Annotated in this window: 27 protein-coding genes, 2 tRNA genes and 1 pseudogene; 23 read left to right on the forward strand and 7 right to left on the reverse strand. The window is 71.4% G+C overall.

What is annotated here, in order from left to right:
• Nucleotides 1-16: 16 nt before the first annotated feature.
• Nucleotides 17-235 (reverse strand): annotated as a pseudogene (locus tag G3I53_RS33705) (hypothetical protein); the annotation flags it as partial.
• 151 nt (nucleotides 236-386) lie between these two features.
• On the opposite strand from G3I53_RS33705, the gene G3I53_RS08445 reads away from it, so the two are divergent.
• Together G3I53_RS08445 and G3I53_RS08450 are read left to right on the forward strand one after the other, a co-directional pair.
• Nucleotides 387-872 (forward strand): ribose-5-phosphate isomerase, encoded by a 486-nt coding sequence (locus G3I53_RS08445; protein ID WP_164332606.1) that lies wholly within the window; start codon nucleotides 387-389, stop codon nucleotides 870-872.
• A 214-nt stretch (nucleotides 873-1,086) separates the two neighbouring features.
• A complete protein-coding gene (locus G3I53_RS08450; RefSeq protein WP_164338783.1) occupies nucleotides 1,087-1,914 on the forward strand; it encodes an Fpg/Nei family DNA glycosylase in 828 nt (275 codons plus the stop codon).
• Between the two features lie 143 nt (nucleotides 1,915-2,057).
• Here G3I53_RS08450 and G3I53_RS08455 read toward each other — a convergent pair whose 3' ends face one another.
• A complete protein-coding gene (locus G3I53_RS08455; RefSeq protein ID WP_164338781.1) occupies nucleotides 2,058-3,314 on the reverse strand; it encodes a GNAT family N-acetyltransferase in 1,257 nt (418 codons plus the stop codon).
• A 163-nt stretch (nucleotides 3,315-3,477) separates the two neighbouring features.
• Between G3I53_RS08455 and G3I53_RS08460 the strand changes: the two genes are divergently transcribed.
• Both G3I53_RS08460 and G3I53_RS08465 read left to right on the forward strand, forming a co-directional pair.
• On the forward strand, nucleotides 3,478-4,656 hold the full coding sequence (locus G3I53_RS08460; protein ID WP_164338780.1) for a PP2C family protein-serine/threonine phosphatase: 1,179 nt from the start codon (nucleotides 3,478-3,480) through the stop codon (nucleotides 4,654-4,656).
• Nucleotides 4,657-4,684: 28 nt separating this feature from the next.
• The gene (locus G3I53_RS08465) at nucleotides 4,685-5,164 is read left to right on the forward strand and encodes an HD domain-containing protein (protein ID WP_343240574.1); all 480 of its coding nucleotides are present in this window, start codon (nucleotides 4,685-4,687) and stop codon (nucleotides 5,162-5,164) included.
• A gap of 30 nt (nucleotides 5,165-5,194) precedes the next feature.
• On the opposite strand, the gene G3I53_RS08470 is transcribed toward G3I53_RS08465, so the two are convergent.
• On the reverse strand, nucleotides 5,195-6,397 hold the full coding sequence (locus G3I53_RS08470) for an acyltransferase family protein (protein WP_164338779.1): 1,203 nt from the start codon (nucleotides 6,395-6,397) through the stop codon (nucleotides 5,195-5,197).
• A 637-nt stretch (nucleotides 6,398-7,034) separates the two neighbouring features.
• Here G3I53_RS08470 and G3I53_RS08475 point away from each other — a divergent pair.
• Both G3I53_RS08475 and G3I53_RS08480 read left to right on the forward strand, forming a co-directional pair.
• Nucleotides 7,035-7,229, forward strand: coding sequence for a hypothetical protein (locus G3I53_RS08475; protein WP_108014675.1), 195 nt, complete (start codon nucleotides 7,035-7,037; stop codon nucleotides 7,227-7,229).
• A 150-nt stretch (nucleotides 7,230-7,379) separates the two neighbouring features.
• A complete protein-coding gene (locus tag G3I53_RS08480; RefSeq protein WP_164338778.1) occupies nucleotides 7,380-7,727 on the forward strand; it encodes a DUF1330 domain-containing protein in 348 nt (115 codons plus the stop codon).
• A 261-nt stretch (nucleotides 7,728-7,988) separates the two neighbouring features.
• Here G3I53_RS08480 and G3I53_RS08485 read toward each other — a convergent pair whose 3' ends face one another.
• Nucleotides 7,989-8,159 carry a hypothetical protein gene (locus G3I53_RS08485; RefSeq protein WP_164338777.1) on the reverse strand — a complete coding sequence of 57 codons (171 nt, stop codon included), beginning with the start codon at nucleotides 8,157-8,159 and terminating at the stop codon, nucleotides 7,989-7,991.
• A 476-nt stretch (nucleotides 8,160-8,635) separates the two neighbouring features.
• Between G3I53_RS08485 and G3I53_RS08490 the strand changes: the two genes are divergently transcribed.
• Nucleotides 8,636-9,196: an HDIG domain-containing metalloprotein gene (locus G3I53_RS08490; RefSeq protein ID WP_164338776.1), complete on the forward strand. Its 561-nt coding sequence runs from the start codon at nucleotides 8,636-8,638 to the stop codon at nucleotides 9,194-9,196.
• On the opposite strand, the gene G3I53_RS08495 is transcribed toward G3I53_RS08490, so the two are convergent.
• Complete coding sequence (locus tag G3I53_RS08495) at nucleotides 9,184-9,654, reverse strand: NUDIX domain-containing protein (RefSeq protein ID WP_164338775.1); 471 nt, start codon at nucleotides 9,652-9,654, stop codon at nucleotides 9,184-9,186. The genes G3I53_RS08490 and G3I53_RS08495 overlap by 13 nt on opposite strands.
• A gap of 28 nt (nucleotides 9,655-9,682) precedes the next feature.
• Entirely contained in the window at nucleotides 9,683-10,414 is a 732-nt protein-coding gene (locus tag G3I53_RS08500; protein ID WP_164338774.1) for an XRE family transcriptional regulator, read from the reverse strand.
• Between the two features lie 156 nt (nucleotides 10,415-10,570).
• Here G3I53_RS08500 and G3I53_RS08505 point away from each other — a divergent pair, with 156 nt between their 5' ends.
• The 13 genes from G3I53_RS08505 to G3I53_RS08565 all read left to right on the forward strand — a co-directional run bounded on the left by G3I53_RS08505 (nucleotide 10,571) and on the right by G3I53_RS08565 (nucleotide 17,791).
• On the forward strand, nucleotides 10,571-10,924 hold the full coding sequence (locus G3I53_RS08505) for a hypothetical protein (RefSeq protein ID WP_164338773.1): 354 nt from the start codon (nucleotides 10,571-10,573) through the stop codon (nucleotides 10,922-10,924).
• A gap of 3 nt (nucleotides 10,925-10,927) precedes the next feature.
• Nucleotides 10,928-12,277 carry an FtsK/SpoIIIE domain-containing protein gene (locus G3I53_RS08510; RefSeq protein ID WP_164338772.1) on the forward strand — a complete coding sequence of 450 codons (1,350 nt, stop codon included), beginning with the start codon at nucleotides 10,928-10,930 and terminating at the stop codon, nucleotides 12,275-12,277.
• Between the two features lie 43 nt (nucleotides 12,278-12,320).
• Nucleotides 12,321-12,527, forward strand: a complete 207-nt coding sequence (locus G3I53_RS08515) for a hypothetical protein (RefSeq protein ID WP_164338771.1) — start codon at nucleotides 12,321-12,323, stop codon at nucleotides 12,525-12,527.
• Nucleotides 12,527-13,198, forward strand: coding sequence for a DUF2637 domain-containing protein (locus G3I53_RS08520; protein ID WP_164338770.1), 672 nt, complete (start codon nucleotides 12,527-12,529; stop codon nucleotides 13,196-13,198). The genes G3I53_RS08515 and G3I53_RS08520 overlap by 1 nt, the downstream gene beginning before the upstream one ends.
• An 18-nt stretch (nucleotides 13,199-13,216) precedes the next feature.
• On the forward strand, nucleotides 13,217-13,411 hold the full coding sequence (locus G3I53_RS08525) for a hypothetical protein (protein ID WP_164338769.1): 195 nt from the start codon (nucleotides 13,217-13,219) through the stop codon (nucleotides 13,409-13,411).
• Between the two features lies 1 nt (nucleotide 13,412).
• A complete protein-coding gene (locus G3I53_RS08530; protein WP_164338768.1) occupies nucleotides 13,413-13,604 on the forward strand; it encodes a mobile element transfer protein in 192 nt (63 codons plus the stop codon).
• Nucleotides 13,605-13,614: 10 nt separating this feature from the next.
• A complete protein-coding gene (locus tag G3I53_RS08535) occupies nucleotides 13,615-13,770 on the forward strand; it encodes a DUF4175 domain-containing protein (RefSeq protein ID WP_164338767.1) in 156 nt (51 codons plus the stop codon).
• A gap of 21 nt (nucleotides 13,771-13,791) precedes the next feature.
• Nucleotides 13,792-14,124, forward strand: coding sequence for a SpdD-like protein (locus G3I53_RS08540; protein WP_164338766.1), 333 nt, complete (start codon nucleotides 13,792-13,794; stop codon nucleotides 14,122-14,124).
• A gap of 95 nt (nucleotides 14,125-14,219) precedes the next feature.
• Nucleotides 14,220-14,771, forward strand: a complete 552-nt coding sequence (locus G3I53_RS08545) for a GGDEF domain-containing protein (RefSeq protein ID WP_164338765.1) — start codon at nucleotides 14,220-14,222, stop codon at nucleotides 14,769-14,771.
• An 85-nt stretch (nucleotides 14,772-14,856) separates the two neighbouring features.
• Complete coding sequence (locus tag G3I53_RS08550; protein WP_164338764.1) at nucleotides 14,857-15,042, forward strand: hypothetical protein; 186 nt, start codon at nucleotides 14,857-14,859, stop codon at nucleotides 15,040-15,042.
• On the forward strand, nucleotides 15,035-16,417 hold the full coding sequence (gene repSA / locus G3I53_RS08555; protein WP_164338763.1) for a replication initiator protein RepSA: 1,383 nt from the start codon (nucleotides 15,035-15,037) through the stop codon (nucleotides 16,415-16,417). Before G3I53_RS08550 ends, repSA begins: the two co-directional genes overlap by 8 nt.
• Complete coding sequence (locus G3I53_RS08560) at nucleotides 16,410-16,622, forward strand: excisionase family DNA-binding protein (RefSeq protein WP_164338762.1); 213 nt, start codon at nucleotides 16,410-16,412, stop codon at nucleotides 16,620-16,622. Before repSA ends, G3I53_RS08560 begins: the two co-directional genes overlap by 8 nt.
• Nucleotides 16,622-17,791 carry a site-specific integrase gene (locus tag G3I53_RS08565; protein ID WP_164338761.1) on the forward strand — a complete coding sequence of 390 codons (1,170 nt, stop codon included), beginning with the start codon at nucleotides 16,622-16,624 and terminating at the stop codon, nucleotides 17,789-17,791. Before G3I53_RS08560 ends, G3I53_RS08565 begins: the two co-directional genes overlap by 1 nt.
• A 66-nt stretch (nucleotides 17,792-17,857) precedes the next feature.
• Here G3I53_RS08565 and G3I53_RS08570 read toward each other — a convergent pair.
• A tRNA-Gly gene (locus tag G3I53_RS08570) sits at nucleotides 17,858-17,931 on the reverse strand.
• Between the two features lie 163 nt (nucleotides 17,932-18,094).
• Between G3I53_RS08570 and G3I53_RS08575 the strand changes: the two genes are divergently transcribed.
• From G3I53_RS08575 to G3I53_RS08585, 3 genes are all read left to right on the forward strand, one after another.
• A tRNA-Pro gene (locus G3I53_RS08575) sits at nucleotides 18,095-18,171 on the forward strand.
• 181 nt (nucleotides 18,172-18,352) lie between these two features.
• Nucleotides 18,353-19,753 carry a trigger factor gene (gene tig, locus G3I53_RS08580; RefSeq protein ID WP_164338760.1) on the forward strand — a complete coding sequence of 467 codons (1,401 nt, stop codon included), beginning with the start codon at nucleotides 18,353-18,355 and terminating at the stop codon, nucleotides 19,751-19,753.
• A gap of 329 nt (nucleotides 19,754-20,082) precedes the next feature.
• Nucleotides 20,083-20,688, forward strand: a complete 606-nt coding sequence (locus G3I53_RS08585) for an ATP-dependent Clp protease proteolytic subunit (RefSeq protein WP_030240055.1) — start codon at nucleotides 20,083-20,085, stop codon at nucleotides 20,686-20,688.
• The last annotated feature ends 109 nt before the right edge of the window (nucleotides 20,689-20,797 follow it).

The following is a 20,797-nucleotide window of genomic DNA, read 5'->3' on the forward strand; positions in this document are numbered from 1 at the left end:
CCCCGCCCGGTGCGGCCTACGGAGCCGTCCGGCCCGGCTGCCGCCGCGCCGACCACCACATCCCGGCCGCGCCCGCCGCGAGCAGGGACGCGCCGAGCGTGCCCAGCGGCACCAGGTCACGCGCCGCGCCGGTCCTCGGCAGCTCGTCCGCCCCCGGGTTCACCGGCTCGTTGTCGGTGCCGAGGAGCAGGGGAGTGGCGGGCGCGTCCGGCGAGGGGTTCGTGGTGCCGAACGGGCGGCTCCAGTGAATCCGAGGTGAGAGATTCTCAAGACCTTCGATTCTGGATTGATGCTTGAGGCTTGCCTGAGGTTCTCGATTTCTCCGCACGTTTTCGGCGATGCCACCCCGCGCGCCTTCCCGGACCGTCCCGTGCCACACTCTGTCCATGCGCGTGTACCTCGGTTCCGACCATGCCGGCTACGAACTCAAGAACCACCTCGTCGAGTGGCTCAAGGGCGCCGGGCATGAGCCCGTCGACTGCGGGCCCCACATCTACGACGCCCAGGACGACTACCCGCCCTTCTGTCTGCGCGCCGCCGAGCGCACCGCCGCGGACGCCGACGCCCTCGGCATCGTGATCGGCGGCTCCGGCAACGGCGAGCAGATCGCCGCCAACAAGGTCAAGGGCGTGCGGGCGGCCCTGGCGTGGAGCGAGGAGACCGCGGCTCTGGGCCGCCAGCACAACAACGCCAACGTCGTCGCGGTCGGGGCGCGCATGCACAGCCTCGACGAGGCGACGAAGTTCGTGGAGATCTTCCTGGCGACGCCGTTCTCGGGCGACGAGCGTCACATCCGCCGGATCGACATGCTCAGCGCCTACGAGACCACCGGCGACCTTCCCCCGGTCCCGGCCCACCACCCGCAGCAGTAACCCGGCCGCGCGCCGCCCCCGCCCGGACCGCACGGCCCCGGCGGGGGCGGCGGCGCGAGCGGGAGCGACGGCCCGGCGCGGACGGGACGGGCGGGACGGACGGGACGGGAGGGACGGACGGGACGGGCGGGACGGGCGGGACGGGAGGGACGGACGGGACGGGCGGGACGGACGGGACGGGCGGGGAAGAGGCGCGAGCGAGAAAGGGGACGCGGTGCCGGAGGGGCACACGATTCACCGGCTGGCCGAGGACTACGCGGCCGCCTTCGCGGGCCGCGGCCCGCTGCGGGTCACCAGCCCTCAGGGCAAGTTCAGCGACGCGGCCGCCCTGCTCGACCGCAGCCCCCTGCACACCGCCGACGCCCACGGCAAACACCTCTTCCTCGGCTTCCGCGACCCCGGCCCCGGGCACACCGACTGGGTCCACATCCACCTCGGCCTGTTCGGCAAGGTCGCCTTCGGACCGGCCCCCGCGCCGCCGCCCACCGACACCGTGCGCCTGCGCCTCGCCGGTGACCGCGGCTACGCCGACCTGCGCGGACCCACCACCTGCGCCCTCGTCACCGACGCCGAGAAGCAGGCCGTGCACGCCCGCCTCGGCCCCGACCCGCTCCGCCCCGACGCGGACCCGGCCGCCGCGTACCGCAGGATCAGCCGCAGCCGTACGACCGTCGCCGCGCTGCTGATGGACCAGAAGGTCATCGCCGGCGTGGGCAACGTCTACCGCGCCGAGGTCCTCTTCCGGCACGGCATCGACCCCTACCGCGCGGGCCGGGACATCACCCCGGCCGAGTGGGACGCGATCTGGGCCGACCTGGCCGCGCTCATGCGGGAGGGCGTACGGACCAACCGCATCGACACCGTGCGCCCCGAGCACACCCCGGAGGCGATGGGCCGCCCGCCGCGCGTCGACGACCACGGCGGCGAGGTCTACGTCTACCGCCGGGCCGCCCGGCCCTGCCACCTGTGCGGCGAGGAGATCCGCACGGCAGAGCTGGCCGCGCGCAACCTCTTCTGGTGCCCGGGCTGCCAGCGGACCTGACCCCGCACCCGGACCCCCTTTGGACCGGCGGCTCCACACCGGCCGGCCCTTCACCGGTCCGTTCCGCCGGCGCCGGCTCCACACCGGTCCTCTCCGCCCCGGCCGGTCCCGCACCGTCCCGGTCCGCCCGGGCCCGCGTGCGCTCAGAAGCCGTGCGGCAGCCAGGGGGTGACACCGCCGAACCCGACGGACGCCCCCGCCAGCGCGCCCCGCCCCAGCTCCCGCACCCGGCCCGACCGGGCCAGCGCCGCCAGGCTCACCCCGCCGAGATACGCCGCCGCCAACTCCCGTACCGACAGGGCGAGATCGGGCGCCTCGTCGGTCCGCTCGCAGGACGCCCCCTTGGCGTTGCCGCTGAGCCGCCAGCGCCCCGCGTTCCACGGGCAGAAGGCGTCCTCGACCTCCAGCACGACGTCCACCGGCGCCTGGTAGGTCCGCGCCGCCAGCGCCGCCCCCACGTCGACCAGCCGGACGTACAGGCTGTCCCGCAGCGTCGGCAGGCAGCGCCGCGGGTCGGACACCAGGTACTGCCAGGCGTCGTCCACCGGCCGGTTGTGGACCACCAGCGTCGACGTCAGGTCCACGTCGAACAGGAACCGCCACAGCGCCGCGTCCGCCGCCGGGTCCAGGGCGGCCATGTGCCGCAGCACCACCGTGCCGTCCGGCCCGGCCGGGCCCCAGCCCGGCTTCACGTGGAAGCGCGCGTACCCGACGACCTCGCCGTCCCGCTCGGCCACCACGCACTGCAGGGGCGACCCGCCGTCCCGGTCGCTCTCCGGGTCGAGCAGCGCCAACCGCTCCCAGCCGGGCCGCCGGGCCAGCATGCCCGGACGCAGCGGCACCAGCCGGGCGTAGACCGACTCGCACGCGTCCAGGACACTCGCGGGCTCCGCGTACCGCAGCCGTACGCCGTCCGTCCCGTCGGGCACGGACAGGGTGACCCGGGCGGTGTCGATCGTGGCGCCCAGCTGATGGGTGGCCGCCGCGTAGCCGAACCGGCCGTAGATCGGCGGCTCGGACGCCGTGAGCACCGCCAGCGGCTCCCCCCAGGACCGTACGTCGTCCAGCTGCCGCCGCATCATCGACGTCAGCAGCCCGCGCCGCCGGTGCGTGGCCGCCACACTCACCATCGTGACCCCCGCGGCCGGCACGGACGCCCCGCCGGGCACCGTCAGCCGGAACGAGAACGCCCCCGCCGTGCCCACGCACGTCTCCCCGTCCCACACACCGACGGACCGGCCGAACTCGGTCAGCGAGCGCCACAGCTCCCGTTCCTCCTCGGCCTCGGGTACCCCGCTGAAGGCCCGGACGAGGGTGCCGTACCACCGGTCCCACTCGTCCCGCCGCAGCACCCGTGGTGCGCTCACCGTGCCCGCCGTGCTCGTCCGTTCGCTCGCCATACGCCATGCCTACCAGTGCGATCCGGGAGGAGCGAGGCAATTTTTCCCGGGCGGCCACGCGACGGCGTCCGGTGAAGTTCACTGTGAAGTCGGTCCCCGCTACGAGGGACAACCAGGACCTCCCGTGCCAAGCGGCCGGTCCGATGGATAGGGTCCCGAACTAATGGCAGCAGGACGAGAACGGCGCGCGGCCGCCGAGACGTTCACGGCCCGGTGGAAGAAGCAGTGGCACCGGGCCCGCGTCGGCGTGCGCCGGGCCGCCGTCGACTACTTCCGGGGCAACGGCTCCGACTGGGTCGCCCTCGCCGGTCTGCTCCTGACCATCCCGCTGTTCACGGCGGGCACGCTCGCCAACTCCGTGTGGTGCCCGCCCGCCGCCCTCGTCCTGCCGATCGTCGCGGGCGGACTGCTGCTCCGCCCGGCCAGCCTCCTCGGCCTGTACGCCGTCGCGGCCACCGCGCTCATCGTCGAGGCCGTCCAGCTCGGCCCCTACACCGAGGGCGCCGCCCGGGTCACCCCCGGCGTCGTCCTGGTCGTCGCGGCCTGCGGGTTCTTCGGCCTCCTCGTGGCCCAGTTCCGCAGCCGCGTCGGCGTGCCCTGGCGGCGCGGCGGCACCATGCTGTTCGACCTGCGCGAACGCATCAGGGTGCAGAGCCAGCTGCCCGCGCTGCCCGGCGGATGGCACCAGGAGATGGCCCTGCGGCCCGCGGGCGGCCAGTCCTTCTCCGGCGACTTCGTCGTCGCGGCCCGCACCAACGGCGGCCGCACCCTGGAGGTCGTCCTCACCGACGTCTCCGGCAAGGGCATGGACGCCGGCTCCCGCGCCCTGCTGCTCTCCGGCGCCTTCGGCGGTCTGCTCGGCAGCCTGCCCCCGCACGCCTTCCTCCCGGCCGCCAACGGCTACCTCCTGCGCCAGGAATGGGACGAGGGCTTCGCCACCTCCATCCACCTCGTCCTCGACCTGGACTCCGGCGACTACGAGCTGTACACCGCGGGGCACCCGCCGGGCCTCCAGCTCAGCGCGGGCACCGGCCGCTGGGAGGAGAAGGCCGCCGACGGCCCGCTGCTCGGCGTGTACGACGGCGCCCAGTTCGACCCGGTGAAGGGCTCCCTGCGCCCCGGCGACGTGCTCATGCTGTTCACCGACGGCCTCGTGGAGACCTCCGACCGGGACATCGTCGAAGGCATCGACCGCCTCACCGGCGAGGCCGACCGCTACGTCGCCGGCGGCTTCCACGGCGCGGCCTGGCACCTCATCGAAGCCGTCGCCAAGGACGTCAACGACGACCGGGCCCTGCTGCTGATCTGCCGCGAGGGCCCCACGGCCGCCGCCCACCGCTGACCGGCACCCGCCGGTGCACACTGAACGGGTGACAGACACACCACGCAGCCCCTCGCCGTACCTGTCCGTGGCCGAGGTCGAAGCCGTCGCCCGCGCCGCGCACGACGGCCAGACCGACAAGGCCGGCCGCCCCTACACCGAGCATCTGAGCGCCGTCGCCGAGGGCGTACGGGCGCGCGGCGGCCACGCGGAGCAGATCGCGGCGGCCTGGCTGCACGACGCCGTCGAGGACCACCGGCTGTCCGACGACTGGCTGGCCCGGGCCGCCCTGACGGCGCGGACCAAGGACATCGTCCGCGCGGTCACCAAGCGGCCGGGGGAGCCGCCCGAGGCGTACGCGGCCCGCATCCGGGCCACCCCCGGCGCGCTGCTGGTGAAGGAGGCGGACCTGGCGCACAACGCCGACCCGGCGCGGCTGGCGGTGCTGGACGAGGCCACCCGGACGCGGCTGGCCGAGAAGTACACGCGCATGCGCGCACTCCTCGGCCTCACGGCGGGCGGGCGGTGACCGCGGCCGTCCCGGGATGTCCCGGACGGCTCAGGCGGAGACCTTCTCGCGGGTCCGGTCCGCTTCGTGCCGCTCGCGTTCCCGCGCCGCCTCGGCCGGGTCCCGCTTGAACGCCCAGTCCATCGCGGGCTCCATCACCGGCCGGAACACCCGGCGCACCGGTGCGGTGCACAGCAGCGTCACCATCGCGGCGGCCAGCACGGTCACCAGGATCTCGCCGAACGGCCCCTGGAGCGCGGACACCTCGAACCAGCCCTTGTAGTCACCGGCCTTCACCACGAAGCCGTGCAGCAGGTAGCCGCACAGGGTGCCCGCGCCGAGTGCGGTGAACCACACGCGGCGTCCCGGCACCCAGGCGAAGAAGCAGGCGGTCAGCACCAGCGAACACCCGAAGAGGGCCAGCACCATGACCGGTCCGGCCCACCAGGGCGCTCCCAGTTCCTGCGCGGAGTCGCGGTGGTAGAACCAGCCGGTGTTCATCCGGGGCGCCGCCCACCAGGCGAAGGCCAGCGCGGCGGCGCACACCGGCACGGCCGCGATCCGCACCGAACGGCGGCGCACCAGGTGGAAGTGCTCCGGCTTCAGACACAGGCCCAGCACGAAGAACGGCAGGAACTGGAGGACGCGCTGGAGGTCGAGGTCGTCCCCGATCTCCGGGGTGACACTCGCCAGCATCGCCACCACGAGGGCCAGCGGCAGCGGATGCCGCACGGCCTTCCAGATCGGCGTGGTGAGCCGCCAGATGAACAACGCGCACAGGAACCAGGTCAGGTACCAGGGGTCGAGCAGGCTGATCTCCTGCTGCGGGTCGTTGTCCACGAACCGCTTGAACAGCGGGTACGCCGTCTCGAAGACGATGTACGGCACGGCGACACCGGTGATGAGCCGGCGCAGCCGGTCGGGGCGCATGTCGAAACTGCGCGAGAAGAAGCCGGAGATGAGGATGAACGCCGGCATGTGGAAGGCGTACACGACCATGTAGGCGGCCTGGAGGGACCGGCTGTCGCCCTTCAGGGGCTCCCAGGCGTGGCCGACGGCCACCAGCACGATGGCCAGGTACTTGGCGTTGTCGAAGAACGCGTCACGCCGTTTGGCCGCGGGGGCCGCCGGGCGGCGCGCGTCCCGGCCGCCGCTCCCGGGGGCGGGCGCACCCGGCACCCCGGACGACGGTGACGGAGCCGGGGGGAGAGGCGTACCGCGGTGGTTGCCGTTCGGTCGCGGCGAGGCCGTCACTGACCCTCCCTGCGGGAACTCGGGGTCAGGAGCGGGGAGCTCGCTGCGCTTGCGGGGGACGAGGCAGCGTGAAACATCTGAGGCACCCTAGCGTTGTCCGCGCGTATTCGTAAAACGCCCGACGTCATTACCGGTATTCACCCCGGGTACCCCCGATTCGGTAATGCCGACGGCATGGCGGGCGTGACGGTCGACACACCCTCAACGCGCCGCGCCGGTACGGGTCCTGTGTACCACCTGCGCCTCTCTTGTCAGGATTCATCCGGACCGAACGGTGCATAGGCGGGGCAGCCCGCCCCAACGGAACGATCGCTTCAGCCCGTTTCCCGATCTTTCCGCGGGTGAGTCGGAACGCCCGTGACCGTAATTCGAATTGGCTGCGAACGCGGTGTGGGGAATGTGAAACGATGCGGCCGAATTCCCGGTCCGGGTGGCTCCTCGAATTACCGTGCGACGCCGCGCCGTCGACCTCGTGCCGACGGGGGCCCACCCGGCCGGTCCCGGCCACGGAGGGCGGATGATGCGTCACCTGCCGCATAGCGCGGCCCCGTTGGTGGCACGATGGTTCTGGCGGGGTGCGCGGGGTCGCGTCCCCCGGGCCCGGGAGTGTGCGGACCGATCGAGGGTGTGATCAGTTGTGGCCATTTCACTGTCAGTGGTGCTGCTGTTGGCGATCATCCTTGTGGTGCTGATGAGAGGCGGCTCCATCAAGGCGGGTCCCGCGATCGTGGCGGTGCTCTTCGGCTTCTTCCTCGCCTCGACCGGCATGGCCCCGTCCATCAACCGGTTCCTCAACTCGATAGCGGAGACGATCAACTCCATCAGCTTCTGACCCCCGGGGCGGGCAGCGACGGCACACCGCGGGCCGGCACGAGAGGGGGCGGCTTCCGCCGCCGCCCTTACCTCCGAGGTCATCGACGCGAGAGCGGCACCCCGGCAGGCTCGGACGTGCCCAGCCGAGCCGACCGGAAGGACCCGCCCCATGACCGCCTACGTCATCGCCCACCTCCAGGAGGCCGCCCCGCACCCGGAGATCGCCGAGTACATCGAGCGCATCCCCGCGACCTTCGAGCCCTACGGCGGACGCTTCCTCGTGCACGGCACCGCGCACGAGGTGAAGGAGGGCAGCTGGCCCGGCCACGTCGTCATGATCGGCTTCCCCGGCGTCGCCGAGGCCCGCGCGTGGTGGGACTCACCCGCCTACCGCGCCATCGCACCCCTGCGCTCCCGGCACATCGCCGGCGACATCGTCCTGGTCGACGGCGTCCCCGAGGGCTACGACCCGGCCGTCACCGCCCGCGCCCTGCGCGAGGCCCCGCCCGCCGGGTGAGGCCGGGACCGGGCGATTCCCGCCGGGCCCCGGAAAGCCGTCAGGGCCGGGCGGAGGAAGGAACCTCCGCCCGGCCCTGAGCCGTGCAGAGCGGGCGACGGGAATCGAACCCGCGTAGCCAGTTTGGAAGATCGCGTATGCGGATCCGCCCTGACCTGGATGAACGCTGACCTGCGCGGGAGCGGGCTAGGCACCCTGACTCCCCGTGGTTCCCTCTCCGCTCCCGTTGCGTCGGGCACGTAAAGGGCACGGCTGCTGAGCTCAACCCGACTCCGTGGCGGTGGGCATGATCCACAGGTAGAGCACCCACACCGACACGGCGGCCACCGACTGGCCCTTACACCTGGCCCAAAGATCCATGATGATCACCTTGCCCTTCGCGAGTCCGATCCGGATGGCGGACGACAGACGGGTGACAGTGGCAGAGATCACACATGCAGCGATGAACGTGAACGGCTCGGGAGTCGAGTTCAACTCAGCAACCACTTGGATTGTCGCACGTGAGCATGCGGTCGGCGGAGCGACTTTGGCCGGGAGCTGCTTTGGCGCGAGTGATCATGGCCCCGTAAGCTTCCGGCGCGTCGGGCAGTCTGTGGACCTGCCCGTTAAAGCACGACGTTGGGGCCATGATCTTCGAGGCTCGCGCCAAAGTGGCTGGCTAAAGTCGCGGAGCCGACCGCCCCAGCCACAGCGGACCCCTCCCACCTTTATGCCCGCAGCCGCCAGCGCGCCGCCGGGCGGGGCCGCCGCTGGCGAAGACAGGGCGGCGGCCCCGCCGTACAGGCGGCGCGCTCCCGCGCCGTGCGCGGGCTTGATGAACGTAGGGAAAGTCTTACCGCACCCTTGATCGGCACCTGCCCCGATCAGGGCCTGTCGGCTCGTTGCTCGGCTCGGCTACCGTTCCATGCATGCCTTCTGCACTGGACACGCCCCGGGGAGCGGCCGAACTCGCTGAGTCCCTGCTTCCCCCGCTCGGGAACCGCTGGCTGCACACTCAGGCCGTGGCTGCTCGGGCTCGCGAGGCTTCCGCGGCTGTGTCTGAGGCTGACCGGGATCTCCTCGTCGCTGCCGCGTGGCTGCACGACATCGGCTACGCGCCCGAGCTGCGTGACACCGGCTTCCATCCTCTCGATGGCGCTCGTCATCTCGAATCGCTGGGTGCGCCGGCGCGTCTGGTGCGGCTGGTGGCTCATCACTCCGGGGCCGTGTACGAGGCGGAGCAACGCGGACTCTCGGCAGAGCTGGCCGTCTACGAGCGGGAAGACTCCCCTGTCCTGGACGCGCTGATCTTCGCTGACATGACGACCGGCCCCGCCGGGCAGTCCTTCGACTTCGGCACCCGGATTGACGAGATCCTTGTCCGCTATGAACCGGGCAGCGAGGTGCACAACGCGATCAGCAAGGCTCGGCCTTACCTCCAGGGCGCTGTCGAGCGGACTCGCGGCCGCATGGCTCATCAGCCGATGTAGGGCTCTGCCTGGTCAGCCAGGCCGCGTTCGATCCGCATGCGCATCGACGGGTGGATGTTCAGCTCGTCCAGTTTGCTCGGGTCGACGAAGGCTACTTCCTTGCTCTCGCTGCTCGTCCGCAGCTCGCCGCCGGTGATGCGGGCGTGGAAGCAGATGGAGAACTGCTGACGGACCTCGCCGTCGTCGTACGCCATGACGTGCCCGGGGTTGGTGTAGATGCCGACGAGACCGGTCACCTCCACATCGAAGCCGGTCTCTTCCTTCGTCTCGCGGACTGCCGCGTCCGGGGCTGACTCGCCCAGGTCGATGCCACCTCCGGGCAGGGCCCAGAGGTCGTTGTCGGTCTTGTGGATCAGCAGGACTTGCCCGGCCTCGTTGCGGGCCACGGCGGTCACGGAAGGGACGAGGCTGTTCGCCTTCGGAGCATTGGGATCGTTGAAGTAGTCAACACGGGCCATGCCTTCAGCGTTGCACGTCCGGGGCCTGTTATGCCGTCCGGCCCCGCTCCCATGCGTAGTCGAAGCTCCGCATGTAGTGCCGGAAGGTCCGCGCTCCGGGGAGGTACCGGAAGTGCATCACCGGGTTCTGGCCGGCGGGAGCTCCAAGGACGTGCGGGTTCACGAGAACGTCCTCGTCGAACCGGTAGATCGAGTTGTAGAGGATCGTGTCGTGCAACCGGACTTCGACACCGGGCGTCGACATGGCGGGCTCGAGGTAGCGCCGGGTGATCCGGGCACGTGCGGCCAGGTCGCCGCCGATGCCTTCCTCTTCGCCACGCTGACGGACCGCTTCGGAGTCGGGGTCGCCGAGCAGGATGCGGACCTGGGCGCCGGCCTTCGCCTTCTCGGCCAGATGGTCGGGCAGGTCCGGATTGCTGTCGAAGAGGAACAGTCCGGCGTACACGAGGATGTCGACCTGGTCCGTCGCCTTCTCAATCAGGGATGACCAGAGAGGGGCGGGCACCGCGCCACGGTGCGGGTAGTACGTGATCAGCTCGGACGTGCTGGCCTTCTCTGCCTGCTTCTCCACGGAAGGCCAGATGTAGACCTCGTCGACCCCCAGGAAGCTCGCCGCCTTCCAGCGGTGCCCACGGTGCGGAGTGCGGTTGGTGGTGATCCACCGCTCGACGCTCTTGGGGTCCACTCCGACGTGCTCGGCAACGGACTGGATCGTCTCGCCCTTCGTTGAAATCGCCGCGCGCAGACGCTCGTTCGCCATCACGTTCCCTTTCATGGGACGCCGTAGGGACGTTTTGACGATAGCTCAGACGTCCCTAAACGTCCATACGGACCGTGATGCGTCCACCCCCTCTCGCGGTCTCCTGATCTCGCCGCCGAACGGCGGCTCAACTTCGCCAGATCAGGAGAGACGACGATGCGTCAGATCCCCGTCGACACCGTGAACGCGACCGTGATGGTCGCCAAGGCTCCGCAGCCCAAGGTCAAGGACCGCCGTACCGGTGAGATCGCCATCGACAAGGACGGCACCACCCTGATGGTCGTGGAGGTCATGTTCTCCACGCCCGACGAGGTGGAGATCCTCAAGCTCACCGTGCCGGAGCCCGGTGTGTCCAAGGACCTGGCCATGGGCACTCCCGTGGTCCTGACCGGGCTGGTCGCCTCGCCGTGGGAGAACGAGTTCAACGGTCAGAAGCGGCACGGGATCGCCTTCCGGGCCATCGCGGTGACCTCCCTCACCGACGCTGCCTCGAAGCCGAAGGCGGCCTGAGCCATGACGTGGCTGTTGGTCGCCCTGGTGCTGGTCGTCGCCGCTGCGGGTCTCCTGCGGTGGCGGCGCCCCGCCTGGTACTGGCTGACCTTCGGGGTCACCCTCGCCGCGCTGCGGGTCCTCGTCCGCTACGGCTCGGTCATGGACGCCTGCGGGCTCACCGTCCCGGCTCCCCGCTGGCGCCTGACCGTGGCCCGGATGACCAACCGGCCCGTTCCCGGTCCTCGGGCCCCGCGCATCCTGCGGGTCCGCGTGACCCGTACCGGCCTGGTGCTGCGGCTGAAGCTCCGGCCCGGTCAGGACGCCTTCGACGTCGCCGCCTCGTGCGATCGGCTGCGGCACTCGTTCGCCATGTACGGCGTGACCTCCCGCGAACTGCGCTCGGGCGTGGTCGAGGTGCGCATGACCGGCTATGACGTGCTCAAGCGGGTGCAGATGCCCGCGCACGTCGACACCCGGCCGATGCGGGTCCCGGTCGCCCTGCGTGAGGACGGAGCCGTCCACTACCGCGACTATCGTGCCGTGCCCCACGGGCTCATCCTCGGCGCCACGGAGTCCGGCAAGTCGGTCTATCAGCGCAACCTCGTGGCCGCGCTCGCGCCGCAGCGGGTTGCCCTGGTGGGCATCGACTGCAAGCAGGGTGTGGAGCTGTTCCCGTTGGCGCGCCGGTTCTCCGCGCTCGCCGACAATCCCGACACCGCCGCCGAACTCCTCGATGCGCTGGTGTCCCACATGCAGGGCGTCTATCAGCTCATCCGGGCCGAGCAGCGGATCACCGCCGATGTGCCGGATGCCGAGATCGCCGCCGACATCTGGGACCTGCGCGAGGACCTGCGGCCGGTGCCGATCGTGGTCATGGTCGACGAGGTGGCCGAACTCGCCCTCTTCGCGAGCAAGGAGGAGGAGAAGCGCCGGGACCGGATCATCACCGCGCTCGCCCGGCTCGCCCAGCTCGGCCGCGCGGCCGGCATCTACCTGGAGATCTGCGGGCAGCGCTTCGGCTCCGAACTCGGCAAGGGCATCACCATGCTCCGCGCCCAGCTCACCGGCCGCACCGCGCACCGCGTCAACGACGAATCCTCGGCGAACATGGCCTTCGGCGACATCGCCCCGGACGCCGTCCTGGCTGCGATCCAGATCCCCACCGACACCCCGGGCGTCGCCGTCACCGGTGACTCGGCCGGCGGGTGGGCCCGGATCCGCGCCCCGCACACCTCGCTTCGGCAAGCCGTGAACATCTGCAACCGGCACGCCGACCTGGCCCCGGACCTGCCCGCCCTCGCGCCGTTCCGGCCCGCCCTCGGCACCCTCGCCCCGGTCCCGGCTGTCGAGTCCGCTCCGGCCGCTGCCTGACCCTCACCGCGCACGTCCGATCGAATGAAGGGAGTACCCCGTCATGTGCCCGCGCTCTGAGGACTTCCACCGCACCGTGACGCTGCTCGGCGACCTCGCCCTGTACGCCCACACGTACGGCGCCGACCTCGACTTCGTCAACGAGGTGGGCCCGTGCCTGGCGGTCTCGCTGCCCGAGCCGCCGCCCGGCATCTTCCCGCCCGGCTACGACCCCACCGACGGCCCCCAGTATCCCGGTGGGCAGTCCTGATGGCCCGCCTCCGCATTGATGCCGTCCTGGTCCAAGCCGTCATTGCCGGTGCGCTGTCCTTCGCCCACCTCCACGACCTGGCCGCCGCCGCCGGACAGACGGGCTGGAAGGCTTGGGCCTACCCCATCTCGGTTGATCTGCTGCTGGTCGCCGCCTGGCGTCGGCTGCGGACCGATGGACCGTCCCGGCTGGCCTGGTGCTGGTTTCTCATCGCCCTGGTCGCCTCGCTCGGCGCGAACGTCGCCACCGCCGGACTCCTCGACCTGGACGACGTTCCGGCCTGGCTGCGCATCCTCGTCGCCGCCTGGCCCGCCCTGGCCTTCATGGGCGGCACCCTCCTCGCCCACTCGCCCGCGGGCCACATCCCGGCTTCGCCGGACCCTGCGCCGGTGCCGGACCCCGCGCCCGAGGTGGAACCCGAACCGGCCCCCGCCGTTGAGCCGGAACCGGCCCCGGTCGACTCCGCCGACGCTGCTCCGGCCCTCCCGCCCGTCCACCCGGCTCCGACGGCGCCGGCCGTTGCGGTTCCGGCCGCGCTGGTCGACCACGCCCGCAAGGTCGCCGCCGACCACGAGCACCGGACCGGCGCACCCATCGACACCGACACCCTGCGCGCCCGCCTCGGCGTCCCGCCGCACATGGCCGACGCCATCGTCGCCCAGCTCGCCTGATCAGAAGGGAAACGCCTCGTGCTCGTCGACCCGGCCGACCTGACCGCCGCCGACCACCTCAACGGCGCCCGCGAGATGGCCGACGCGGGCCGGCCCTTCCTCGCCCACCTGCTCGCTGAGGAGGCCGCCCGCCTCACCGCCGCCCCGGCCACCGCCGCCGAGATCCGCGCCACCTACCCCGACCCGAACCTGACCCGAACGGAGACCGACTGACATGCCCGCCCGCGACTTCTTCCACTCCGTGATGCGCATCGGCCCGGTGCAGATCGGCACCCACCGCGACCGCCACGGCACCACCAAGCACGCCGCCGTGTGCAGCGCGGACGGCTGCGGCTGGTCCGCCGACTACTCCTCCCAGTCCGCCGCCCAGCTCGCCGCCCGCACCCACCGCTGCAAGGTCCGCTAGGAGGCCACCCGTGGACGTCCCGCTCTGGCTCGCCCTGATCGTCGTCGGCTGGCTCGGCGTCAAGCTCATCCGCCCGCCCTGGTGGCTCATCGCGGTGCTCCTCCTGGGCGGCTACCTCCTCGCCGACAGCCTGCTGTCCCCGGTCATCGACACCGCCGTCAAGTAGCCCCAGAAAGGAGAACCGTTCATGTTCCGGCCCAAGCTTCCGACCATGCCGCAGCCCACGGGCCTGGTCTCCCCGCCCGCCGTCATCGAACCGACCAGCATCACGCCGGGCACCCCGGCCACGCCGCCCGCCCCGATCACCCCGACCCCGGTCCCGGCGCCGACGCGTCCCACGGTCCAGCTCACCCCCGGCACCGCGCTCGCCCTCATCGGCGGCGGCACCACCGTCGTCCTGGTCGTCGGCGCCGTCCTGGTCTCCCTGCTCCTGGCCGTCGCCGTCACCGGCGCCTCGGTCGCCGTCTGCGCCCTGGTGATCCGCTCCCTGGTCAACACCGACGCCAAGCGCCACCGCTGACCGGACCGAGGGCGACGCACAAGCCGCCAGCACGCCGCCGCCCTCGGCCCCTCGCGCTCCGCTCCTCCAACCGCTCTCGCGAAAGGGGAACACCCATGGACCCGCAGATAGCCGTGACCCTCCTGCCGTTACTCGGCTGGGCCCTGCACGGCGGCATCCTCACCCGCCGTCTCGCCTCCGCCCGCCGCGACCCGCTCACCGGCCTGCACACCCGCGCCGGATGGACCACCCGCGCGGAACGCCTCATCCGCCGGCACTCCACCGCCGCCGTGCTCCTGGTCGACCTCGACCACTTCAAAACCCTCAACGACACCCACGGCCACGCCGCCGGAGACGCCGCCCTCGTCGCCACCGCCGACCGGCTCCGGGCCTGGTGCGGACGCAACGGCACCGCCGGCCGCCTCGGCGGGGATGAGTTCGTGATCGTCGTCCAGGACCTGGCCGCCGCCGACCTCGACGCGCTGACCGCCGCACTCAACCGGCCGCTGTCCTACCTGGGCACACCGCTGCCGTTGGCTGCCTCGGTCGGCGTCTGCCGCCTCGCCGAACTGCCGGTGCCGCTCCTCACCGATGCGCTCGCCACCGCTGATACGGCCATGTACGCGGCCAAGGGCCGTGGCCGCCGGGGCTTCCGCGCCTCTCACTGACCGGCCACCGGGTGGCGCACAAGCCGCCAAGCACGCCGCCACCCGGGGCCGTCCCTTCCAACCGCAATCGAAAGGAACCACCATCATGACCCACCGCACCCCGCTCCCGTCGCGTATCTGCCCGGCCTGTGACGGCTTCGCCTCCGTCGCCGTCACCTCCGGCGGACGCGACCCCCGCGGGCACCTGCGCACCCTCACCGCGCACTGCCCGACCTGCCAGGGCACCGGCACCGTTCCCGCCCGCCGCGTCCGGGAGGGCGCTGGTGCCTGAGACGCTGCTCGACCCGGCCACCCTCGGCGACCTGCTGAGGGTGGCTTCGGCCGTCGACTACCACCGCTGGGAAGAACAGGTCCGCCGCACCGGTGGCTGCGCCGATCCCATCCACCTGACCGGCTGGACGATCCACAAGGACAAGACCACCGGCGAGACCCTGCACCGCTACTCGACCGAGGGCGAACCCGGCGGACGGCTCCGCGTCGCCTGCGGCAACCGCCGCGCCTCCCGCTGCCCGGCCTGCGCCTGGACCTACGCCGGAGACACCTACCACCTGATCCGCGCGGGCCTGGCCGGTGACGACCGCCGCGACATCCCCGCCACTGTCCGCGACCACCCGCGCGTCTTCGCCACCCTCACCGCACCCTCGTTCGGCCCGGTCCACAACCGCCCCGACCATGGCACCTGCCGCTGCGGTGCTCGCCACGCTCCGGACGCTCCGGAACTGGGCACCGCCCTCGACCCGGCGACGTACGACTACGCGGGCGCCGTGCTCTTCAACAACCACGCCGGGCAGCTCTGGCAGCGCTTCACCAACCGGCTCCGCCGCGAGATCGCCGCCCGCGCCGGCCTCACCCAACGCGAGCTGAAGGAGTCGGCCCGGCTGTCGTACGGCAAGGTCGCCGAGTTCCAGAAACGCGGCGCCGTCCACTTCCACGCCGTCGTACGCATCGACGGACCCGACGGGCCCGGCACCCCGCCGCCGTCCTGGGCCACCGTGCAGCTGCTCGCCGACGCGATCCGCGCCGCCGCCGCACACTCCTACACATCGACCTCGGTCCCGGCCACCGCCGACCAACCCGCCCGCACCTTCCGCTGGGGCACCCAGCTCGACGTCCGGCCCGTCAAGGCGTTCGGGGACGGCTCCGACATCACCGAACAGGCCGTCGCCTCCTACGTCGCCAAGTACGCCACCAAAGCGGCCGAGAACACCGGCACCCTGGACCGCCGCATCGGGGAGCTCTCCGAACTCGACCGCCACGGCGTGCCCGACCACACCCGCCGCCTGATCACCGCGTGCCGCGATCTCGACCCGTTGTATCCGGACCGGCGGCTGTGGGCCTGGGCTCACATGCTCGGCTTCCGCGGCCACTTCTCCAGCAAGAGCCGCCACTACTCCACCACCCTCGGCGCCCTCCGCCAGGCACGCGCCGACTACCGCGCGGCCCAGGAACATGCCGCCCTCGGCCTCGACGACCGCGAGCCGGACACCGTCCTCGTCCTCGCCGACTGGCAGTACGCCGGCCACGGCCACACCCCCGGTGAATCCGCGCTCGCCGCCACCATCGCCCGGGATCTCCAGCTCAACCGCGAAACCGCCCGCGAAGAACTCGCAGCCCTGCGTCAGGAAGGAGAGCAAGACCATGCATGAGCGGTACCTCAACGTGGATCAGGTCGCTGAACTCCTCGGTACGACCGTACGGTTCCCGCGTCGCCTGATCGAAGAGCGCCGCATCACGTACGTGAAGGTCGGCCGACACGTCCGCATCCCTGAGAGCGCTGTGCGGGAGTTCATAGCCGCCAACACGGTGCAGCCGCGTCGGCGTGGCACTGCTCTTCAGGGGGTGGCTGCCTGATGGCAGGGAAGCGCCGCCAGTTCGGGCGGGTCCGCAAGCTCCCGTCCGGCCGCTATCAGGCGCGCTACGTCGGCCCTGACGGACAACTGCGCCCGGCGCCGGAGACGTTCCGCACGAAGAAGGATGCGGATGCCTGGCTCGCCGACAAACAGACCGAGCTGCGACGGGGGGACTGGCACGACCCGGACGCCGGAAAGGTTCCGTTCGGACCGTACGCCGATGCCTGGATCAAGGAACGGGAGGTGACCACACGGACGCGGCAGCTCTACGCCTCACTGCTGCGACACCACCTCGCACCCACGTTCGGGGGCGTCAACGTCGCCGACATCTCGCCCCCGCTCGTGCGTCGCTGGCGTGCCGACAAGCTCGCCGCCGGCACCGGTCCGTCGACCGTCGCCAAGGCGTATGCCCTGCTCCGCGCCATCCTGCACACCGCCGTCGCGGACCAGATGATCCGGCGCAACCCGTGCACGATCAAGGGTGCGAGCGTGGTGCACACCCCGGAGCGGCCCACCGCCACCGTGCAGGAGGTGTACGCCCTCGCCGACGCCATTCAGCCGCGCTACCGGGCGCTCGTCCTCATGGCGGGCTTCCTCGGTCTTCGCTGGGGCGAACTGATCGGCCTGCACCGCCGGGACGTCGACCTGGACCACGGTGCCGTGCGCGTCCGCCGGTCCGTCGCCGAACTCAACAACGGCCAGCGTGAGATCAAGGCGCCCAAGAGTGCGGCCGGTAAGCGCACGGTGTCCATTCCGGCCGCGATCGTCCCGGACATCCGCGAACATCTGAAGCGCTACGCCGAGTCGGGTGCGGACGGCCGTGTGTTCATCGGCGCAAAGGGTGCGATCCCGCGACGGAACCACTTCAACCGGCTGTGGCGCACCGCGTGCACCGCCGCCGGCGTCAAGGGCCTGCACTTCCATGATCTTCGGCACACCGGCAACACCCTCGCCGCCTCGACCGGGGCCAGCACCCGGGAGCTGATGGCGCGCATGGGCCACAGCACCGCGCGGGCCGCGCTGATCTACCAGCACGCCAGCGCCGAGCGGGACCGGCTGATCGCCGACGCCGTGTCCGGGCTCGTCGACAAGGGTCGGAAGAAGGCACGGAAGGGCAAGAAGAAGAAAGATCGAAAGCCCAAGGGGCACGCCGGGGACACGACCGACTGATCGGGACCCCGGAAAGCGATCAGGGCCAGGCGGAGGAATGATCCTCTGACCTGGCCCTGAGCCATGTGGAGCGGGCGACGGGAATCGAACCCGCGTAGCCAGTTTGGAAGACTGGGGCTCTACCATTGAGCTACGCCCGCACGCGTGCGCCGCAGGTCGCGGACCAGCGGCACCGACAGGCATCGTAGCGGGTCGGAGGCCCTCGCCGCACACCCCCGCCGGTGTCGTCGCCGCGCCGCACCGTGCCCGGGAAATGCTGCGGCCTCCTCGCCCGGCGGCATGTACCCTACTCGTCGCACCAGACGGGGTGTGGCGCAGCTTGGTAGCGCGTCCGCTTTGGGAGCGGAAGGCCGTGGGTTCAAATCCCGCCACCCCGACCAGTCACCCGATCGTCCGCCGATGATCGCCTTTGGGGCGCCGTAGCCGCTGCCGTTACTATCAAGCTGCACGCCCGTGTCTCTCAGCTCTCCGAGCGTCTGATGAAGTCCTCCGGGCGACGCATCGGCCGGTCCGTTCTGGTACCGGCGGAAACCAAGAAGTCAGCCACAAGGAGACCGAACCGTGAAGAGCGCCGTGGAGACCCTGAACCCGACCCGGGTTCGGCTCACTGTCGAGGTGCCCTTCGAGGAGCTCAAGGACAGCCTCGACGCGGCGTACAAGAAGATCAACCAGCAGGTCACGGTGAAGGGCTTCCGCAAGGGCAAGGTCCCGGCCCGGGTCATCGACCAGCGGTTCGGCCGCGGTGCGGTGCTGGAGGAGGCCGTCAACGACGCCCTCCCGAAGTTCTACACCGACGCGGTCAACGAGGCCGAGCTGAGCCCCCTGGGCCAGCCCGAGGTCGACATCACGGAGCTGAAGGACGGCGAGACGCTGAACTTCACCGCCGAGGTCGACATCCGCCCCTCCATCGAGATCCCGGACTACTCCGGCATCGAGGTCGAGGTCGACGCCGTCGAGGTCACCGAGGAGGACGTCGACAAGTCGGTCGAGCAGCTGCGCGAGCGCTTCGCCTCCACCTCGCCCGTCGAGCGTGCCGCCGGTGACGGCGACGTCGTCACCATCGACCTGGAGGCCAAGGTCGACGGCGAGGTCCTCGAGGACGGCGTCGCCAGCGGCGTCTCCTACACCATCGGCTCCGGCGAGCTGCTGGACGGCATCGACGACGCCGTGAAGGGCCTGTCCGCGGGTGAGGAGGCCACCTTCACCTCCGAGCTGAAGGGCGGCTCCGCGGCCGGCAAGGAGGCCGAGGTCACCGTGAGGGTCACCCAGGTCGCCGAGCGTGAACTGCCCGAGCTGGACGACGAGTTCGCGCAGCTCGCCTCCGAGTTCGACACCCTCGAGGAGATGCGCGCGGACAGCCGCAAGCGCCTCGAGAACATGAAGCAGTTCGACCAGGCCACGCAGGCCCAGGAGCGCGTCCTGGAGAAGCTGCTCGAGCTGGTCGAGGTCCCCGTCCCCGAGAAGCTGCTCGAGGACGAGATCAACACCCGCAAGCACAACCTCGAGCACCACCAGCTCGGCCAGATGGGCCTCGACCTCCCGAAGTACCTGGAGATCCAGGGCAAGACCGAGGAGGAGTTCGAGACCGAGACCCGTGAGGCCGCGGTCAAGGGCATCAAGACCCAGTTCGTGCTGGACGAGCTCGTCAAGCAGGAGAAGCTGAACGTCAACCAGGAGGAGCTCACCGAGCACCTCATGCGGCGCGCCGCCTCCTCCGGCATGTCCCCCGACCAGTTCGCCCAGGCCGTCGTCGAGGGCGGTCAGGTTCCGCTCCTGGTCGGCGAGGTCGCCCGCGGCAAGGCCCTGGCCGTCGTGGTCGAGAAGGCCACGGTCAAGGACACCAACGGCGAGATCATCGACCTGGACGACGAGGAGGACGAGGCCGGCGAGGCCGCCGCCGAGTCCGCCGACGCGGCCGAGGCCGGCGAGGCCGCCGCCGAGGAGAAGAAGTCCGAGGGCTGAGCCGTACGGCACCCTCGTGAGTGACGGGCGGGCCCCGGGTCCACGGCGACCCGGGGCCCGCCCGTCTTCCCCGCGGCGCGGGCCCGCGCGCCCGCCGCTCCTGCGCGCCGTGCCCCGCGCGCACACGCGCCATGCCCCCGCCCTGGTCGGCCGGTGAAAGTACGCCCCCGGCGAACACTCCCGTTACCGGGATTCCCCGGCGAGGCCACCGCGTTAGGGTCCTTGAATACCAGGGCAGGTGAGTCACCGAAACGGCCCCAGCCCCGCAGGGAAACGTGAGACGGCCCGGCGCCGTCGTAAGACGAGCAGGTGGATACGTGACGAATCTGATGCCCTCAGCCGCCGGAGAGCCTTCCATCGGTGGTGGCCTCGGCGACCAGGTCTACAACCGGCTGCTCAACGAGCGGATCATCTTCCTCGGCCAGCCGGTCGACGACGACATCGCCAACAAGATCACCGCACAGCTGCTGCTCCTTGCCGCCGATCCGGACAAGGACATCTACCTGTACATCAACAGCCCCGGCGGCTCGATCACGGCCGGCATGGCGATCTACGACACCATGCAGTTCATCAAGAACGACGTGGTGACGATCGCGATGGGCCTGGCGGCCTCCATGGGCCAGTTCCTGCTCAGCGCCGGCACCCCCGGCAAGCGCTTCGCGCTGCCCAACGCCGAGATCCTGATCCACCAGCCCTCCGCCGGCCTCGCCGGTTCGGCCTCGGACATCAAGATCCACGCCGAGCGGCTGCTGCACACCAAGAAGCGCATGGCCGAGCTCACGGCCCAGCACACCGGTCAGACGGTCGAGCAGATCACCCGCGACTCCGACCGCGACCGCTGGTTCGACGCCTTCGAGGCCAAGGAGTACGGCCTCATCGACGACGTGATCCCCACGGCCGCCGGCATGCCGGGCGGCGGCGGCACCGGGGCCTGACCGGCCCCACGGGGCCCGCCGGCCCCGTGGGCCCCACCGGCACCGCCCGCCGGCGACCCGGTGCGGCCCCAGCAGCCCCAGCCGACCGCCTCAGCCCCCTTCAGGAGAA

It is taken from the genome of Streptomyces sp. SID14436, assembly GCF_010548465.1.
GTDB lineage: Bacteria > Actinomycetota > Actinomycetes > Streptomycetales > Streptomycetaceae > Streptomyces.